The 17,848-nt window shown below is 72.3% G+C and carries 17 protein-coding genes and 1 pseudogene; 10 read left to right on the plus strand and 8 right to left on the minus strand.

The window, feature by feature from the left end; genetic code table 11:
• Window positions 1-448, minus strand: a 448-nt coding sequence (locus GQS09_RS29350; protein WP_165985927.1) for a DUF1648 domain-containing protein, incomplete at its 3' end; no start/stop codon positions are given.
• 197 nt (window positions 449-645) lie between these two features.
• Here GQS09_RS29350 and GQS09_RS11490 point away from each other — a divergent pair.
• Complete coding sequence (locus GQS09_RS11490) at window positions 646-2,175, plus strand: UDP-N-acetylglucosamine 1-carboxyvinyltransferase (RefSeq protein ID WP_165985928.1); 1,530 nt, start codon at window positions 646-648, stop codon at window positions 2,173-2,175.
• A 367-nt stretch (window positions 2,176-2,542) separates the two neighbouring features.
• Here GQS09_RS11490 and GQS09_RS11495 read toward each other — a convergent pair whose 3' ends face one another.
• Together GQS09_RS11495 and GQS09_RS11500 are read right to left on the minus strand one after the other, a co-directional pair.
• Window positions 2,543-3,619, minus strand: coding sequence for a nitronate monooxygenase family protein (locus GQS09_RS11495; RefSeq protein WP_165985929.1), 1,077 nt, complete (start codon window positions 3,617-3,619; stop codon window positions 2,543-2,545).
• Complete coding sequence (locus GQS09_RS11500) at window positions 3,616-4,209, minus strand: flavodoxin family protein (RefSeq protein WP_165985948.1); 594 nt, start codon at window positions 4,207-4,209, stop codon at window positions 3,616-3,618. Before GQS09_RS11500 ends, GQS09_RS11495 begins: the two co-directional genes overlap by 4 nt.
• Window positions 4,210-4,474: 265 nt before the next feature.
• Between GQS09_RS11500 and GQS09_RS11505 the strand changes: the two genes are divergently transcribed.
• Together GQS09_RS11505 and GQS09_RS11510 are read left to right on the plus strand one after the other, a co-directional pair.
• A complete protein-coding gene (locus GQS09_RS11505) occupies window positions 4,475-5,062 on the plus strand; it encodes a TetR/AcrR family transcriptional regulator (protein WP_165985930.1) in 588 nt (195 codons plus the stop codon).
• 180 nt (window positions 5,063-5,242) lie between these two features.
• Window positions 5,243-5,899, plus strand: coding sequence for an N-acetyltransferase (locus GQS09_RS11510; protein ID WP_165985931.1), 657 nt, complete (start codon window positions 5,243-5,245; stop codon window positions 5,897-5,899).
• Window positions 5,900-6,007: 108 nt separating this feature from the next.
• On the opposite strand, the gene GQS09_RS11515 is transcribed toward GQS09_RS11510, so the two are convergent.
• Window positions 6,008-6,985, minus strand: a complete 978-nt coding sequence (locus GQS09_RS11515; protein WP_313896093.1) for an endonuclease/exonuclease/phosphatase family protein — start codon at window positions 6,983-6,985, stop codon at window positions 6,008-6,010.
• A 522-nt stretch (window positions 6,986-7,507) separates the two neighbouring features.
• Here GQS09_RS11515 and GQS09_RS11520 point away from each other — a divergent pair.
• Complete coding sequence (locus GQS09_RS11520; protein ID WP_165985932.1) at window positions 7,508-7,966, plus strand: SsgA family sporulation/cell division regulator; 459 nt, start codon at window positions 7,508-7,510, stop codon at window positions 7,964-7,966.
• A gap of 156 nt (window positions 7,967-8,122) precedes the next feature.
• On the opposite strand, the gene GQS09_RS11525 is transcribed toward GQS09_RS11520, so the two are convergent.
• Both GQS09_RS11525 and GQS09_RS11530 read right to left on the minus strand, forming a co-directional pair.
• On the minus strand, window positions 8,123-8,314 hold the full coding sequence (locus GQS09_RS11525; RefSeq protein WP_165985933.1) for a DUF397 domain-containing protein: 192 nt from the start codon (window positions 8,312-8,314) through the stop codon (window positions 8,123-8,125).
• Window positions 8,311-9,210, minus strand: a complete 900-nt coding sequence (locus GQS09_RS11530; RefSeq protein ID WP_165985934.1) for a helix-turn-helix transcriptional regulator — start codon at window positions 9,208-9,210, stop codon at window positions 8,311-8,313. Before GQS09_RS11530 ends, GQS09_RS11525 begins: the two co-directional genes overlap by 4 nt.
• Before the next feature lie 171 nt (window positions 9,211-9,381).
• On the opposite strand from GQS09_RS11530, the gene GQS09_RS11535 reads away from it, so the two are divergent.
• Complete coding sequence (locus GQS09_RS11535; protein ID WP_165985935.1) at window positions 9,382-9,849, plus strand: ATP-binding protein; 468 nt, start codon at window positions 9,382-9,384, stop codon at window positions 9,847-9,849.
• Window positions 9,850-10,060: 211 nt separating this feature from the next.
• Here the strand turns inward: GQS09_RS11535 and GQS09_RS11540 are convergent, their stop codons facing one another.
• Window positions 10,061-10,456 (minus strand): PIN domain-containing protein, encoded by a 396-nt coding sequence (locus tag GQS09_RS11540; protein ID WP_165985936.1) that lies wholly within the window; start codon window positions 10,454-10,456, stop codon window positions 10,061-10,063.
• Window positions 10,444-10,695: a type II toxin-antitoxin system Phd/YefM family antitoxin gene (locus GQS09_RS11545; protein WP_243761313.1), complete on the minus strand. Its 252-nt coding sequence runs from the start codon at window positions 10,693-10,695 to the stop codon at window positions 10,444-10,446. The genes GQS09_RS11540 and GQS09_RS11545 overlap by 13 nt, the downstream gene beginning before the upstream one ends.
• A gap of 315 nt (window positions 10,696-11,010) precedes the next feature.
• On the opposite strand from GQS09_RS11545, the gene GQS09_RS11550 reads away from it, so the two are divergent.
• From GQS09_RS11550 to GQS09_RS11570, 5 genes and pseudogenes are all read left to right on the plus strand, one after another.
• Complete coding sequence (locus tag GQS09_RS11550) at window positions 11,011-11,790, plus strand: methyltransferase (RefSeq protein WP_313896094.1); 780 nt, start codon at window positions 11,011-11,013, stop codon at window positions 11,788-11,790.
• Between the two features lie 983 nt (window positions 11,791-12,773).
• Window positions 12,774-13,022: pseudogene (locus tag GQS09_RS30950) on the plus strand (hypothetical protein); the annotation flags it as partial.
• A 760-nt stretch (window positions 13,023-13,782) separates the two neighbouring features.
• Complete coding sequence (locus GQS09_RS29355) at window positions 13,783-14,199, plus strand: SUMF1/EgtB/PvdO family nonheme iron enzyme (RefSeq protein WP_243761319.1); 417 nt, start codon at window positions 13,783-13,785, stop codon at window positions 14,197-14,199.
• Between the two features lie 253 nt (window positions 14,200-14,452).
• Complete coding sequence (locus GQS09_RS11565) at window positions 14,453-15,748, plus strand: hypothetical protein (RefSeq protein ID WP_165985938.1); 1,296 nt, start codon at window positions 14,453-14,455, stop codon at window positions 15,746-15,748.
• 1,049 nt (window positions 15,749-16,797) lie between these two features.
• Complete coding sequence (locus tag GQS09_RS11570; RefSeq protein WP_165985939.1) at window positions 16,798-17,553, plus strand: thioesterase II family protein; 756 nt, start codon at window positions 16,798-16,800, stop codon at window positions 17,551-17,553.
• Window positions 17,554-17,848: the final 295 nt, after the last annotated feature.

The following is a 17,848-nucleotide window of genomic DNA, read 5'->3' on the forward strand; positions in this document are numbered from 1 at the left end:
CGGCCGTGGGCGGCCCGGCCAGCAGCCAGGCGGCCCCGCCGGCCGCCAGCCCCACGGCCGCGCCCACGGCGAGCTGCCAGGGCGGCAGCACGGCATCGGACCCCTCGGCCACGTCCCAGTTGACCACGGTGACCGCGGTGAGCAGCCAGCCGAGCAGGCCGGCCGCGCCGCTGCCGACGGTGATCACGGCGCGGCGGCCCGGGCCCGGTCCGGTGGACGGCCGGGCCAGCACCGTGAAGAGAACCCCCAGGGCGAGCAGCAGCCCCACGGTGACCAGCAGCGCGGCAGGCCGGCCGAGATAGCCGTCGGCCCGGCCGCCGGGCTGGAAGTGCGTAGCCATGGGATCGGGCAGCCGGCCGTATCCGGCGCCGAACGTGCCGACGGTCACCGCCAGCGCCAGCGCGAACGCCCCCGCGACCACCGCGGCCCCGCGATCCAGCACACGCATTGTCTGCCTCCCCTTACCCTGCTTCCCGGACGGCGTTCGCCCAGGTGAAGACCATTGTTCGCATTACGCTAGAACAAGTCAAGCCGCACTGGTCACGGCGGTGTGACCGGACCGGTACACCCCCATGACTCACTCAGGACTCACTCGAACAGCACGAGCGTGGGTAGGCATCTCATATGTGAGATAGAGTCTGGATCATGACCGACGACTACCTCGCCCGCATCGGCAAACTGATCCGGGACGCGCGCCAGCACCGGGGATGGACCCAGCTCCAGCTGGCCGAGGCGCTCAACACCAGTCAGAGCGCCATCAACCGCATCGAACGCGGGAACCAGAACATCAGCCTGGAGATGATCGCCCGCATCGGCGAGGCGCTGGACAGCGAGATCGTCTCGCTGGGCTACTCCGGCCCGATGCATCTGCGAGTCGTCGGCGGCCGCCGGCTGTCCGGCGCCATCGACGTCAAGACCAGCAAGAACGCCTGCGTGGCCCTGCTGTGCGCGTCCCTGCTCAACTCCGGCCGCACGGTGCTGCGCCGGGTGGCGCGGATCGAGGAGGTCTACCGGATCCTGGAGGTGCTCAACTCCATCGGGGTCCGGACCCGCTGGATCAGCGACGGGGCCGACCTGGAGATCGTCCCCCCGGCCGAGCTGAACCTGGAGTCCATCGACGTCGACGCCGCCCGCCGGACCCGCTCCATCATCATGTTCCTGGGCCCGGTGCTGCACCGCCTGGACCGCTTCAAGATCCCGTACGCGGGCGGCTGCGACCTCGGCACCCGGACCGTCGAGCCGCACATGACCGCGCTGCGCCGGTTCGGCCTGGACATCACCGCAACCGAGGGCTGGTACCACGCCGAGGTGGACTCCTCCGTACGCCCGGAGCGCGCCATCGTGCTGACCGAGCGCGGCGACACCGTCACCGAGAACGCCCTGATGGCCGCGGCCCGGCACGACGGTGTGACGGTGATCCGCAACGCCTCCTCGAACTACATGGTCCAGGACCTCTGCTTCTTCCTGGAGCAGCTCGGCGTCCGGGTGGACGGCATCGGCACCACCACCCTGACCGTGCACGGCCGCACCGACATCGACCAGGACGTGGACTACTCCCCCTCCGAGGACCCGGTGGAGGCGATGAGCCTGATCGCCGCGGCAGTCGTCACCTCCTCGGAACTGACCATCCGGCGGGCCCCGGTGGAGTTCCTGGAGATCGAGCTGGCCGTGCTGGAGGGCATGGGCCTGGACTACGACCTCAGCCAGGAGTACACGGCCGACAACGGCCGCACCCGCCTCGCCGACCTCACCGTCCGGCCCTCCAAGCTGGAGGCGCCGATCGACAAGATCCACCCGATGCCGTTCCCGGGCCTGAACATCGACAATGTGCCGTTCTTCGCGGCCATCGCCGCCTCCGCGCACGGCAAGACCCTGATCCACGACTGGGTCTACGACAACCGGGCCATCTACCTCACCGACCTCAACCGCCTGGGCGGCCGGCTCCAGCTGCTGGACCCGCACCGGGTACTGGTGGAGGGCCCGACCCGCTGGCGCGCCGCCGAGATGATGTGCCCGCCGGCGCTGCGCCCGGCCGTCGTCGTCCTCCTCGCCATGATGGCCGCCGAGGGCACCTCCGTGCTGCGCAACGTCTACGTCATCAACCGCGGCTACGAGGACCTCGCCGCCCGCCTGAACTCGGTGGGCGCCCAGATCGAGACCTTCCGCGACATCTAGAACGGCTTCGTTCACAGACCCCGCAGCGCCCCCTCCGGCCTGCACAGATGAAGGCCGGAGGGGGTGCGGAGGCACCTGTGGGGCTTCTCCGGGACGTCGCACCGGACGTCGGGCCCCGGCGGGGTGACGCCCGCCGTGGGAGGGCGCAGCCCTGCCGCGGCACGGGAGGCAGACCCGGACGTGAGCCGGACGTGAGCCGGGCGCGGTCGGCCCGGTGGGCGTCACCGGGCGGTGGCTCTTCCCCGTCCGGGCAGTGGTGCGGGCACCGGCCGCCGTCCGCCCCGGGGCCGCGGGCCGGGCGGACGGCGGCCGGATCACTGCCCCTGGCCCGCCGCCGGCGGGGCCACCGGTGGAGCCGCCGGAGGGCTCACAGCGGACGCCCCAGAATCCGTTCGGCCTCAGTGACCAGAGCCCTCAGGTATGCCCCGGCGCCGCCGCCGGTGGCAAGGGCGGCGGACTGACCGGCCCACAGGCTCATGCGGTCCGTGCGCCCCGCTTCCGCCGCCGCCCGGCGCAGCGGCTGCATCAGGGCGTTCTGCACCGGGTAGGGCGGCACGGCATCCTCCTCGGCGGCCAGGTCGCGGACGAAGCCGTTGGGCACCCCCCGCGCGTACCGCCCCGAGAACAGCCGGGTGAGGACGGTGGTCCGCCCCTGGGGGCCGAGCAGCACCCTCTTGTGCGCTGCGGGCGCGCCCGACTCGGCGGTGGTGAGGAAACCGGTGCCGATCTGCACCGCCTCCGCGCCCAGGGTGAGCGCGGCGGCCACGCCACGGCCGTCCGCGATGCCCCCGGCCGCGATGACCGGCACCCGTACCGCGTCGGCCACCTGCGGCACCAGGGAGAAGGTGCCCACCAGCGACTCCCGCACCGGCGCCAGGAATGCCCCGCGGTGGCCTCCGGCGTCACTGCCCGAGGCCACCACGGTGTCCACCCCGGCGGCCTCCAGGGCCACGGCCTCGGCGACCGTGGTGGCGGTGCCCAGCACCACACTCCCGGCCCGCCGGGCGGCGGCCAGCACATCGCGGGGCGGAACGCCCATGACGAAGCTGATGACCGGCGGGGCGGCGGCCAGCAGCGCCTCGGCCTGATCCCGGAAATCCGGCACGGGCGGCAGCGGGCCGGACGGCGGCTCCAGGCCGAGTTCCCGGTAGTACGGGCGGAGCCGGGCGATGTGCGGGGCCGCGCCGCCGGACGGCAGCCGGTCCTCGCCGTCCTGCGGCACCCACAGATTCACCGCGAACGGGCCGTCGCCGGCCGCCTCCCGCAGGGACTTCACGGTGCTGCCGATCTCCTCGGCCGCCAGGTGATGGGCGCCGTAGGAGCCGAGCCCGCCCGCCCGGGTCACGGCCGCCGCGAGGGCCACGGAGGACAGCCCTCCGCCGAAGGGACCCTGCACCACGGGATGGCGCACGCCCAGCAGACCGGTGATCCGCCCGCCGGTCATGCCGCCACCACCGCGTCGGTGCTCCGGCCCCGGGCGAAGGCCACCACGGTCTGCGCCACCCGCCGCCCCAGGTGCTCGGCGGTCCGCAGGTCCGCCTCGGGCGGTGCGGCCTCCGGCCCGAGGTCGGAGGGGGACTGCGCCATGGCCCCGAGGAATCCGCCGAGCCGGTTGAGGTCGTCCGGGCTGCCGTCGGCCCGGTAGTGCCAGCCGGGAAGCAGTCCCAGGGAGATCCAGAGCATGCCGTGCTGGGCGGCGAAGACGGCCAGGGTCAGCAGGGCGTTGTCCTTGTTGCCGTTGATCCCGGCGGAGTTGGTGAAGCCGGCGGCCAGCTTGCCGGCCCAGCGCTGTTCGGCCCAGACCGGCGCGGTGGCCTCGGCGAAGGACTGGAAGCCGGCCGAGGTGCTGCCCATGTAGGTGGGCGAGCCGAAGACGATCGCGTCCGCGGCATCCAGGGCGTCGAACAGGTCCGGGCCGGGCTGTCCGATGTCGTGGAGCTCCGCGCCGACGCCGGCGACGGAGCCGGCGCCGGCCGCGACGGCGGCGGCCTGGCGCGCGGTGTGCCCGTAGCCGCTGTGGTAGGCCACGGCCACACGGGCGGCGGGCCCGCCACCCGGCACGGAGGCGGACGGGGACGGAGACGGGGACGGGGACGGGGAGAACGACACGGTGTTCCTCGCTTGGCTGTGGTGGGTCCGGTGCGGTGGGTCCTGCTGGTCCCGCCGAGGCGGGCCGCCCCGGCGGGAGTGCTGTGCGCCGCCGGGCCTGCCCCGCGGCGATGTCCAACACTAGACGACCGGTCAACTATCTGTCCATGGTCCTTGGGCGGAGGAGTTGACCGGCCGTATACTCGCGGCCATGGGACGCTCCAGCACGGCAGACCAACGGCTGCTCGACGCCGTCTGCGAACTGCTGCGCGACCGCGGCTACCACAGCATCGGCATCGCCGAGATCTGCGCTCGGGCGGATGTGCGCAAGGGCAGCTTCTACCACTTCTTCAAGTCGAAGGAGGAACTGGTCCTCGCCGCGGTGGACCAGCACTGGGCACGGGAACGCGAGATGTGGCGGGCCGCGCTGCGTCCGGATGCCGCCGTGCCCGAGCGCCTCGGCCGGCTGCTGGACGCCTTCACCGAGGAGCAGCGGGCCGCCAAACGGGCCTGCGGCACGGTCAGCGGCTGCCTGCTGGGCAATCTCGCCATGGAACTGGGCAGCCGGGAGCCGGCCGTCCGCGCCCGGCTGGCGGACATCTTCGCCGAGCAGGTCTCCCTGCTGGCGGCGGCCCTCGCCGGGGAGGAAGCCGCAGGTGACGAGGGTGTCCGGGAGATGGCGCAGGCCGTGATCGCGCAACTTGAGGGCACCGTGCTGTTCGCCCGGCTGGCCAATGACCCGGAAGTGCTGACCGGCCTCCGGCCCCAGGTCATGCGGCTGCTGGCGCCACGCCCGTGACTCCGCGGGGTGAATTTGTCAAATTGTGGCTGATACGACATCTTCTCCCCATTGGAGTAATTTGGCCGGGTGGACTTCGGTCGACGCGCTCAGGCGCCATCGAACCCGTCCCGGCCCGGCAGGGGCCCCCTGATACGGGCCCGGGAGACAAGGCCGCCATCCGGCTTCTGCCTGCGGCCCATGGCACAGGAGGACGTGCCCTATGTCGTCACCGAATATCTGGCCCACTTCGCCGAGGGCTTCTTCGCCCGCCTCGGCCCGCGTTTTCTCGCCGCACACACGGCGGCCCACCTCGACAGCCCCCATGCCCGCTGCCTGATCGCCGAGCACGGCGGGGAGCGGGCCGGCTTTCTCATCGGGCTGACCGACCCGGCCGGCCACCGGCAGCACCTGGTGCAGCGGCACGGCCGGGGCCTGGCGCTGCGCGGTACGGCGGCGCTGCTCGTCCGGCCGGCCCTGGCGGCGTACTTCGCCCGCACCCGGGCCGTGCGGTACACGCGGGAGTACCTGGTCCGGCGGCTGCGGCCGGCGGAGGAGGCCCGGTCGGGCCGCCCGGGTCCGGACGAACGCGTCGCCGTACTGGCGTACCTGGTGGTCAGCGACGTCGTCCGGTTCCGGGGGCTGGGCACGGCGCTGGTGGACGGCTTCCTCCGCGAGGCGTCCGCGGCCGGCTGCGACCGCGTCGACCTGGTGACCGTCGCCGGTGCCGGCGGAGCCGGCGGGTTCTACGAACGCCTCGGCTGGCGCTTCACCGGCCACGTCCGCACCACGGACGGACGGACCCTGAGCACGTACAGCCATGCCCTGACCGCCCCGCACCCCCCGCACCCCCCGTAGCGGCGGAACAGCCCGGCGGACCCGGTAGCCACTACCGGCTACCGGTACCGGGCCGGGGACGGCCTCGAACGGCCATGGCCGTTGGGCGCTGATGCCCGGCGACCGGGGTCAGGGGGCGACGCGGAAGGTGGTCAGGACGGCGGCGTGGTCGGAGGGCCATGCGTTGTCCCGCTGGTGCGGTTCCGGCCGCGGGTCCCCCTCGACCACGGTCCTGGAGTCCAGCACGGTCAGCTGCGGACCGGCGTAGTGGATGAAGTCGATGCGGTCCTGGGGCTCCGGCGCGCCCTCGGGGCCGTCCGAACCGTCGTGCACCCGCACGATCGGCGACCAGGTGATGCCGGGCGTCTGCTTCGGGTCGGGGTGTGCCTCGCGGAAGGAGTCCGTGAAGCCGGCAGTCTCGATGATCTTGGTGGCCGGCCACTCCACCGGGCCGTGGTCGCAGTGGAGGTGCCGGGCGGCCCACGTCCAGTCCAGGTGCGAGGGAGAGTTGAAGTCGCCGACCAGCACCACCGGTGTCCGGTGCGCGTTCCGCACCTTCGGGGCCAGCTCCTCGGCGATCTCCTCGGCCTGCGGGGTGCGGCCGGACTCCTCCTCGGCCCTCATCAGCTGGTAGACCGGCGCGCGGCGGAAGCAGGCCTCGTAGGGCCCGTAGGGGTCGTATCCCAGGTGGGCCGTCCAGAACTCCATTTCCCGGCCGCTGTCCAGCCGGAGCCTCACCCCGGTGGCCGCCTCCGTGGTGCCGGTCTGCCCCAGGATCGGGAACCGGCTGACGATGCCCAGGTCGCCCTCGGTCTGGAGGTAGTCCCACCCCAGCTCCCCGGCGATGTCGCGGGCCGTGTGCCCCGCGGTCTCCTGCAGCCCCACCACGTCCACACGGTGTTTCCGGATCACGGCGACCTGCTTGGCCAGGGCGTCGTCGACCTTGCTGCCGCCGAGCCAGGCGTTGAAGCTCATCACCCGCAGCTCCTCACCACGTTGGCCGCGCTCGGCGGGGGCCGCGGAGGACGTGGCCATGGTGGCGGCGATGGCGGCGATGGCGGCAATGCCCGCTGCCAGGGAGTGTGCGATGCGGCGACGGATTCTCACTGGGAAGCCTCTCCTCCGGTCCTGGGTGCGGAAATGCGGCATATGCCGCGAATGCACCCAGCGGGGATCTTCACACGCCGCTTCCGGCCGCACCAGCCGCCGCGCTGCACCGCGCACCGCGCACCGCGCACCGCGCACCGCGCACCGCGCACCGCGCACCGCGCACCGCGCACCGCGCACCGGCAGAGAAGACCACACCCCGGACCGGCCCCCACACCCGGATGCAAGGCGCAACCTCCCCGGCAGCGGGGCGATCAAGCCTCGGAGCCAAGAGACACGGATTGTGATGCTTTTGTGATCTCAGTTTTATCAAGCATGTGCCGGGAAGGCGCTAGCCGCAACGGATCAGGCGTGCGGGGCAGGAGTTCCACGGCCGCCGGCGGCCCGGCGAACCGGGACCGGCAGCGGTCCCCGTGCCGACCGGCTGTTCCGGCCACATGCGTCGCCGCTGCACCGAGGAGACCGAAGCAGGCGCCGCCGCACCGACACCGCATGCCCGACTGAGGCAGGACGGAGGACCCCATGAGCACATCTGTCACTGCGTGCGTCCTGATGGAGCTGGAAGTCGCCGAGGGGGCGGGACTTCCGGTGGCGGTGGAGCTGAGCTACACCAGCACAGACCCGTACGCCGTGCGCATGACCTTCCCGCAGCCCGGCCCCGGCGATCAGCCGATCACCTGGTGCTTCGCACGGGAACTCCTCATCGACGGGCTCAGTGCCCGCTCCGGCATGGGGGATGTGCGGGTGACCCCCTGCCCGGCCCGGTCCGGTCCCTCGCGGCGCACCATGTCCCCGCCCCGTCCCGACGACCGGATCCGGCTCTCCCTCAGGGTCGGACCACAGCAGGCAGCGCTCTCCATCGGGGCATACGCCTTGAAGGCCTTCCTCGACAGCACCTGTTCCCTGGTGCCCCCGGGCCGGGAAAGCGGACACCTCGACATCGACACCGCTCTGGAGCGCATCATCACCTCCGGCACCTGACCCCGGCCCCGCCGCAGAGCACCAGCCGTACCTGCCCGGGGCATTCACCGCGCACCATCCGGGACACCATGAGGGTGCCTGACTCAGACCGACAGCCAGGGAGTGCCGTACGCCGCTTCCGTGCCCGGCGCGGCGGACGGCACTCCCCCACGTCGCTCAGCGCTGGGAGGCGAAGCGCACGAACTGATCCCAGACGTCGTGGCCGACGGTGAAGGCCGGGCGGGTCACGTTCTTGGAGTCGCGCACGTGGACGGCCTGTCCGGCGATCGCGACCTCCACGCAGTCGTCGCCCTGGCTGCCGCTGTGGCTGGACTTGAACCAGGCGAGTTCCGTCCTACCGCTGCTCATAGCTCTCCTCGCAGTCGCTCCAGGAAGGCCCGGGATTCCTTGGGGCTCAGGGCCTGCGAGCGCAGTGTTTCATAGCGCTGGCACAGCAGGTTCACCTCTTTCCGGTCGGAGATCAGACGCCCGTTCTCCTGCCCTTCGGAGTAGGCGAGCCGCTGTCCCGCAGGGGTCTCCAGGAGCCGCACCGGCCCGTCCAGGCAGGCGTGCAGCCCCGCGTCGAGCGGAAACACCTGGAGCATCACGTTGCGCGGGGCGGTGCACTCCAGGACGTGGTCGAACAGCTCGCACATCGCGTCCGCGTCGCCGAACCGGCGCCGGAAGACATGCTCCTCGACGATGAAGCTGAACGGCACTTTGGGCCGCTCGCGCAGTATCGCCTGCCGCTTCTTCCGGGCGGCGAGCTGGGCGTTGAGCTCCTCGTCCGTCCGCAGCGGAATCGTGCCCTCGAAGACCGCCCGCGCGTACGCTTCCGTCTGCAACAGGCCCGGCACCAGCCGGCATTCGTACGTGTACAGGCTCGCCGCGTCCCGCTCCAGCCGTGCCCACCGCCGGAACCAGGCCGCCAGGCCCGCCTCGCCCCGGGTGAGGTGACGGGCGGCCCTGCGCAGCGCGCCGGTGTTGCCGAGCGCCTCCTCCGCCCGCTCCACGAACGCCTCGTCCGGCATGCGGCGGCCCAGCTCCACCGACTCCACGGTGTGCTTGGAGTACCGCACCAGGACGCCGAGCTCCTCCCGGCTGAGGCCCGCGTGTTCGCGCAGTGCCTGGACGACCGCGCCGAAGGTGCGCAGGCTGTCCGAGGGATGCGGCTCCCGTTCCCAGTTCTCCACGGGGCCCGGCCGCTCGCCCGCGTCTCCCGTCCCGGCTCCGATCCCGGCTCCGTCGTCCTCGACGATGTCCATCCGCCGCCCTTTCGTCTTCCCGCCCCGCCGTGAACTCCTGCCGCCCCCACACCCACCGCCCCAGGGTGGCGGCAGAGCCCGCGTACCGTCCACTCCGTGTGCCCGTACGCTGACTCCGCGTACGGAGGTCAGCGCTCGCGTCCCGTCCTTTCCGCCCGCCAGGCTGGCGTCATGAACCACCCGTCTCCGCAACTCAACGCCCCTGCGCGCACCTTCACGCAACTGCGGTCCTGCACCCGGCGAGGAGCCCGGCTCGCCCGGCTCCTCGCGGTGTTCGAGCTGCGGTCCTGGGACGTTCCGCAGGAACTTGTGGAGCGTGCGGAACTCGTCATCGCGGAGCTGGCCGCCAACGCCGTCCTCCACGGCACCCGCCCCGGCGACCGGCCCGGCCCCGGCTTCCGGCTCACGCTCGTCTACGACCCCTCGGGCCGCCGCCTGCGCGTCGATGTCACCGACGCCTGCGGAGATCTGTGCCCGAGAGTGCCCAGGGCGGACGGCGATCCCGATGCGCTGCTCCACACCGGCGGGCGCGGCCTGGGGCTCGTCGCCGCCCTCGCCGACCACTGGGAGACCGTCCCCCATCCGCCCGGCGGCAAGACCATCCGGGCGCTGCTCTCCTCCCCGGCGGGCGCCGGGTGACCTCGGCCCGTTCCCTGGCAGCACGCATGAATCAGCGACAGGCTCGTTGATTCAAGGGCAAGCGCGGGGGTCGCCATGCAGCTGGAAGAAGCAGGACGGCATATTCGGCAGGTGCGGACACGCGCGGGGATCGCACGATGGAAGGCGGGGCACCGCCAGGGATCAGGCGGGCAGGGGGCGCGAACACGGAGATCCGGACCGAAGCGATGTTTCACACCGTGTGGACACCCGGCAGGTCCGCGAACTTGGCTTTGCCGTCGTTGGACATGACAGCCCGCGCTGTCGCGGCTGCCGTGGCGGCGATGATCAGGTCGTGGGCGCCACGCGGCTTCCCCACGGTCCGGACATGAGCAAGGAGCCGGGCGTGCACGCGTGCGACGTCCAGTGTGTAATCCTCCACGGGCACGGTGGCAAACACCAGGTCGGCGAACTCCTGCCGGCGTCGGCGGCGTTCCGCGGTATCGGCGCGCTCCACGCCGGTGAGGAGCTCGGCCGCGGTGATGGCTGCGATGACCATGTCGTCGTCCCGGCCGGCGAGTTCATCCAGGGGATACCTGCCCCGCTCCAGATCGACAAGGAGCCCCGTATCCAGGATCACGCGTGCCACGGGTCCTCCTCCGTGAGGAGTTCCCGCGTCCCGAGGACATCGTCTTCATAGCCGGGATCGTCTTCGGGGTGTGCGGCACGGAAGGCGGCCAGCGCACCGACCAGCTCGCGGCCGTTGCCGACCGCGGCAGGGCCGATGGCGGCGAGGCGGTGGCCCCCACGGGTGATGACGATGGTCTCCCCGTGTGCCGCGCGGTCCAGGACGCTGGCGAAATTGCGGGACGCTTCAGACGCTGTCATCAGTCTCATGAATTCAGAATATCAGAGATTGCCTGGTCCAACCGGGTGCTGTTCGTCCAGTGTCATGTCGTCGACCCGACCGGCGCGCCGGGCGCGCTCGGCGCACTTGCCGGGCCCACGTCGGCGTCACCGTCGCCCAGCCGGGGCCTACTGGACCGGCCGCCGGACGTTGGGCGGGGCAGGGTCCCCCCGGTGGCGAGGGAGCGCGGCGGGGCAGCGCGGTCCGTCCGGGCTGCGGTGGCCACTGGCCCGGTTGATCCTTCTGCGCCGACCGGTAGCCTGGTGGGCACAACGGGTTGCCATGAGGGGCGTTGGGTGCACCGGGCCGATGCGGAGAAGCATTACGAGGTGCTCGCCGAGAGCTACGACGAGCTGTGGGTCTACTCCGAGGACTACGTCCCGTGGATGTCCGGGCAGATCGCCTCCGCGCTCGGTCTCACGGCCGGTGACCGGATTGCCGACATCGGATGCGGGACGGGCCTGTTCGCCCGTGAGGTGGCCAAGGCCGTCCGTCCGGACCCGGACATCCTGTGTATCGACCCGTCGGCAGCGATGCTGGAGCACGTCGACACCTCGGTGCCGGGGCTGCGCACCCTCCGGGCCTCGGCAGAGGAGCTGGTGCGGGGTGAGGTGAAGCTTCCGCCGTCCCACCGGCCGCTCGACGCCGTCTGGCTGAAGGAGGCCGTGCACCACTTCGAGGACCCGGCGGCCACCCTCACCGGCCTCACCGGCCTGCTCGCCCCGCAGGGGCGGCTGCTGGTGGTCATGCTGCCGGCCACGATCGCCTATCCGCTCTTCCCGGCCGCGCTGCGGCGCTATGAGGAACTCCAGCCGGACCCCGCCCGCCTCGCCGAGGCTCTGTCCTCCGCCGGGCTGGCGGTGGAACTCAGCCATGTCGAGCACGAATTGCGCATCGAGCGGGAGCGCTACTTCGCCATGGTCCGGTCCCGTTACATGTCGGTGCTCTCCACCTTCGGCGATGCCGAACTGGAGGAGGGGCTGGACTGGATGCGCACCGCGCACCCGGAGGAGGTGCTGGTGTTCCCGGACCGCTTCGCGTTCATCCTGGCCCGGCGGAACGGGGACGCCGGGTGAGCGCGGTCGATTCCCGTCTTCAGCGGCTGCGTGCGGAGCTTGACGACCATGCCCGGCTCGCCGGCCGCCTCGGTCTGGACCTGGAGCGGCCGTTACGGGCCCTGGACGACGGCTATCCCGAGACCACCGTCGCCCTCATCGGCACGCTCTGCGAGCGCCTGCTCAAACAGCTCTGGCGGCACCACGCCATCGAGGGAGACCCGTCCGCCAGAGCGCTCAACGACCTCATCAAACGCTGCCGTCCGCATATCCGTTCGGTGGCGGTGCTGGAGGCCCTGGAGGACATCCGGCGGCTGCGCAACCGGGCCGGGCACGACGGCGGGGCGCCCATCGCCACGGAGGACGGCCTGACCGCCATCCGGCGCCTCGTCGATGTCCTGGCCTGGTTCACCAGCACCGGCAGCGCCGCTCTGCTGGGCGACGAGCCGACGCTGGTGCGGGAGGTCGCGGAGCGGACCGAGTTCCTGGCGGGTCTGTACCTGACCCTCGGCTACCGCAGTGCCAAGCGGTTCGTGCTCACCTCCGACACCGTCTACCAGCTCTTCTGCCGGGAATCCGGGGCCCGGCTGGAGTATGTGGAGCTGCTGCTGTCCCGGGACGCCGAGGACCTGCACCATGTGCTGACCACCACGGGCGGCGAGCTGCTGCGCACCCGCCTGCCCAAGCTCACCCGGTTCGTCGTCCTGGACGAGGCGCACGACGCCGTGCGGGAGCTGCTGGGCGACGGGTTCCGCATCATCCGCTACGACGGCTTCGTCTCCACGCTTCTCGACTTCGACGCCCATCTGCCGCCCCTCCCGCCCGTGGAGCGGCCGGAGCCCATCACGGCGGCGGTGCTCGCCGCCGACCCGCGCACCGGTCAGCCGCAGATCGCGGAGGAGGCGGACGCCGCCGCGCTGCTCGCCCGGCTCGCCGGCGGCCGGGCGAATGTCCTGGTGGTCGGCAGACCCGGCAGCGGCAAGAGCACGCTGCTGCACCGCCTGGTGGCCACGGAGGAGACCCGCCGATTCCGCTTCTGCTTCGATCTCAGTCTCAAGCCGCCGGGTGAGTCTTTCGCCGAATACGTCTCCCGGCTGCTGGCCCCCTGCATGCCGGCCGACCGGGCCCGCGCCTACGACCTGTTCCTGTATCTGATCCGTTCCGGCAAGGCCCTGTGCGTGCTGGACGCGGTGGACGAGGGCGTGGCGGAGCCCAGCGCGGCCGGCTTCGTCCAGCTCTTCGCCGAGCTCGCCGCGGTGCTCTCCGCCGAGTCCGCTGTGGTGATGAGCTCCCGGGTGTCGTTCCTCGCCGACTCCCCGCAGATCCGCCAGCTCCTGGACCATGGAGCCGCCCGCTCCGAGCAGCTGGTGGAGCAGCTGTATGTGCACGGGGTGGACCCGGAGCGGCTGCCGCACTGCCACGTGGTGCGGCTCACCGGCCCCGGTGCCACCCCGCTGGAGCGCCGTCTCGGCGGCCTGCTGCACACCGGGCCGGCCGGGCAGCCGCTCGGGTCACTGCTCGGCGCCCGGATATCCCAGGTGCTGGCGGAGCGGAACCGGCCGGAGCTGGAGGCCGCGCTGCCCGGCACCCTCGGCCGGGCCTTCCTGGAGGGGCGGACGGTGTTCTCGCTGCTGGACCTGGTCCGGATGCTGGGACCGCAGGCGTTCACCGGCGGCCGGCTGGAGCTGGAGACCTGCGCGCTGGCCCCCGTGCTGCGCCCGGACGGGCCCGATCGCGTCGCCTTAGCCCACACCGCCTACCAGGAGCTGCTGGCGGCACGTTTCCTGGCGACGGCGGCCGGACGGGAGATCGCGGCGACGCTGCCGGGCGGAGCGTTCCTCACCGAGCAGGTCCGGGCCTTCCTCGCCGGGCTGCCGCAGGTGCAGGAGGAATCGGACGACTGCGCGCTGCCGGCCGGGGTGTATCTGGTCGGGCCCGCCGAGCGGCTGCTGCTGCGCCGGGTGGAGCGCGTATGCGTTCGCCGCGTTCGAGGGCAAACGGCTGCCCACCTCGCTGGAGTGGGAGGCCGCCGCACGCGGCGCCGACGGCCGCCTGTTCCCCTGGGGCGACGATCCGGACGCAGCGCCCCTGAACTGCGCCGACACCTGGGTCGGGCGGCCGGTGGTCACCCACCAGGCATGGCGGGAGAGGTTCGCCCAGGACGCCATCCGCCGGGCCTGGGCCACCCCGGTCGAGGACCGGCCCGCCAACCGCTCGCCCTTCGGCATCGTGGACATGGCGGGACAGGTGTGGGAGTGGACCTCCACCGTTCTGAAGGACCCGGGAGAGGCAGTGATCTGCGGCGGCAGCTACGACAATCCGCTGCGGGCGGTGCGGACCAGCAGCAAGGGTGTCTTCCGGAAACGCGGCGGCAGCAACGCCGTGGGCTTCCGCTGTGTCACGGCGCTTCCGGCGGAGGGGACGTCATGACCGAGGCGCGGTACGGAAGAGTCGTGGACCGCAGGCCCAGCGGCGGCGGGCACGACGGCAAGCTCGGGCTGTATGTCGTCGAGGACGAGGACGACGGGCACCACTACACCTTCGACTACACCGACATCGTCTCGGACGGCTTCCGCACGATCCGGACCGGTGAGCGGGTGCGGTTCCATCTGCCGCACCCGGGCGCCTGGCGGGCCGGGTTCGTGATCCGCCTGGACCAGCCGGACCCGGAGGACTTCTACGCATGAGCCCGGATCTCGCGACCGCCGAGGGCGTACGGCAGCTGATCACCGTCGTGCTGCCCGCGGCCCTGCGTACCGTTCCCCCGTGGGAGACCGGGCCGCTGCCGTTCTCATCCAGGGGCAGCGGTACGGATCTCGCGCTGCGGCAGACGTATTTCACCCCCGCCGCCGGCCGGGCCCTGTACGGGACTCCGGAGCGGCCCTGCCGCTGGTACCGCAAGGCCGACATCAGCCACGGCCCGGTCTCCCTCGACGGCATCGAGCTGCTGAGCACGGGCACGGAAAGGCACCCGTCGTACGCCCTCGCGATGCTCCATCTCACCGTGCGCGGCCCGCACCTGATGGACACGCTGCGGGCCATCGGCGGACGGTACGGTGCCGCGCCCAGCCCGCTGCACGGTCCGCTGGCGCCGGAGCACCTGCTGCGGGACATCGCGGAAACCAGGCCACGGGCCCGGCCGTTCGCGCTGGTCCGGCCGTACACCCTCGCCTTCCTCACCCCCGGGCCCGGGCACACGCCGGCGCTGCGGGACCCGGCCGACGGCGCGCTGCCCGAGACCGCCGACATGTGGCTGTGGCAGCTCGCCTCCCGGTCCAACGGCTCCGACTACCCGCTGCCGCCGGAGGAGCTGCCCCGCATCCGCGAGCGGGCACTGCGCATCTCCGCCGACTGGAGCGCCCTCGTCCTGCGGCACGGCGCGGCCTTCCTCGGTCACCGGGCCGACCGGGGGCAGGACGATTTCTTCTCCTTCGCGGCGCAGCATGTGCGGAGCGTCTACCTGGACGCCCTGCTGCTGGGCAGCATCCAGCGGGACCACATCGACGAGATCGCGGACAGCCTGTCCGACGTCTTCGACGGCCCCGGGCTCGCCCGGCGGGTCGCCGCCCTGGAAGGACAACTGGCCCGCTTCCGCAGCGTCTACTGGCAGCAGCACCTGACCGCGCACGGACCGGCGAACGACCTGCTGGTGGCGTTCCAGGAGCAGTACCGGCTGCCGGAGCGGTTCGCGGACGTCACGGCCCAGGCCGCCGACTTCGGGCAGTGGGTCCAGACCCGGCAGAACCAGCAGATCAGCGGGGCGCTGGGCATTCTCACCATCCTCGGCCTGCCGCTGGGCACCGCGCTGGGCATCGTGCAGACCCTCGGCACGGACTCCCCCTTGCACCTCGCCGCCGGCCTCGGCGCCGCCTTCGCCGCCACGGCGGCGGCCCTGGCCACCCCGTACGGACGCCTGGTCCTGGCCTCCCTCCGCGAAAGCCCTGCCCCGCCCCCGCCTCCCGGACCTCCCACTCCCTGACCGGCACCCGGACGAAGACGGCTGTGACGCCCTGGCGGAGATTGACGTCTGCGGTGGTCCCAGGCGCCATCCGAAGTGGGCGGCGAGTCTCAAGGCCCTTGCCACTGACGTCGGCCCCTGGACGGTGCGGTCCATCGCAGCCCGCGGGCCGAACGGACCGGGCTCAGCAGTCGTAGCGATGGGTGTAGGGGTGTCCGGGCAGATACGGCAGACGAAGAAGTACATGCCTCCGAGGTCACCATGTCCATGCCATGCCCGGAGGCATCCAGGGCGGCGGGATCTGCCTTGGCCCGCCAGGACGGGACGTCGGCCCCGTCCTGGCGGGGGTCCCGGTCCTCCTCAGGAAGCCAGCGGCCCATGCCCGGTTCCGTCGCAGTAAGGCTGAGCAGGTGTTCCATGCGAGTGCCGCAGCCCTCGCGATCCGGCCAGTCAGGCGCCTGGGTCCACCCCGGGTAGCCGCCGACCTTGCTCTGCTGCGTGGTGGCCACCTCGAAGTAGCCGAAACCTCGTTTCTCCTTCAGGGCGTTCGAAGCGCCAGAAGCGTTGACGGCGTCAACTCCCTTCATTGATGTCTGAGGTGTATTCGGCGTACCTGACCGGGTACGACACCACATCCTCCTCCCGTTCCGGTCTGCCGTCCCTGCTGCCCCGGCGCTGCACCGCCAGGGCCTGCCGGCGGGGGAGGGCCGGTCTTCACTTGGTGTTTATTCCTCGTCAGAACCCTTCTGCTATATGATTTTTGCCGTATGTGCCGGCCCTGCTGGGTGGTCGGGTGAGTGGGCCGGAGCTGTGACCGGGATATTCGCGGTCCGGGGTGCCTGATTTCTCCCGGCTCCGGTGCCGGTTTCCCGGGGGACGTGTGATTCGGGCGCGGGCGCCTTCTCGGCGCGGGCGCACAACGGGGGCTCGTGGAATGTGGAGCGTGACAGACGGCCGTGCCCGCTGAGCGGATCCCTGTCCGGGTTCGGCGGTCCGCCGGAGCCGGACGCCGGATGTCCGGGCCGGGCCGGGCCGGCCCGACCAAGACAACACGAGGGAATGGAACAGCGATGAGCGAATCGACCGCGGAACCCGGCGTCTGGCTGCGGCGCTACCATCCGGCCGACGGGGCCCCGACGCGCCTGGTGTGCTTCCCGCACGCCGGCGGATCGGCCACGTACTACTTCCCGGTGTCCCGTTCGCTGGCCCCGGCCGTCGAGGTGCTGGCCGTGCAGTACCCGGGCCGGCAGGACCGCCGTTCCGAGGCGCCGATCGACGACATCTTCAAGCTCGCGGACATCCTCGCCGAGGAGCTGCGGCCGTGGACGGACCGGCCGGTGGCCCTGTTCGGTCACAGCCTGGGCGCCACCCTCGCCTACGAGGTCGCGCTGCGGCTGGAGTCGGAAGGTGTCGTCCCGGTGATGCTGTTCGCCTCCGGACGGCGGGCGCCGTCCCGCTTCCGTGAGCACGCCGCGGTGCACCTCAGCGACGACGACACACTGCTCGGCACCATCAAGGCACTCAGCGGCACCAGCCCGGAGCTGCTCCAGGAGGACGAGCTGCTGCGCAGCCTGCTCCCGGCGATCCGCGCCGACTACAAGGCCGCGGAGACCTACCGCAAGCGCCCCGGCACGCCGCTGCTGCGCTGCCCGGTGACGGTGCTGACGGGCGACGCCGACCCGGAGGTCACCCGGGACGAGGCCGAGGACTGGGAGGAGCAGACGGCGGGTGACTTCGTGCTGCACGAGTACCCCGGCGGCCACTTCTACCTCAATGATCAGGCCCCGGCCGTGATCTCCCGCATCCGCGAGGTGCTCGTACGCTGACCCGGCCTGCCGGCCGGGCTGCGGAGCGGCCAGGCCGCGGAGCAGGGCCGGCACCCGCCCGTGCCGCCGCAGTGCCGCCTTGCCGAGGACGGCCGGGACGGCGGAGCCGCGATGCCCGGGGTCCGCCGCCGGCGTGCCGGCGGCGGACCCCGGCCCGGCACCGGCCCGGCACCGTTCCCGCCCGCCGCGGTTCCGTCCGGCGCGTCGGCCGCCGGACTGAACCGCGGCGGGCGGGGTACCCGGGCGGCCGTCGACGGAAGGGGGACGTGCATGGCGGCGGAGGTCTCTCCCGTGT

It is taken from the genome of Streptomyces sp. YIM 98790, from assembly GCF_011421595.1.
In the GTDB taxonomy this organism is placed as follows: domain Bacteria; phylum Actinomycetota; class Actinomycetes; order Streptomycetales; family Streptomycetaceae; genus Streptomyces.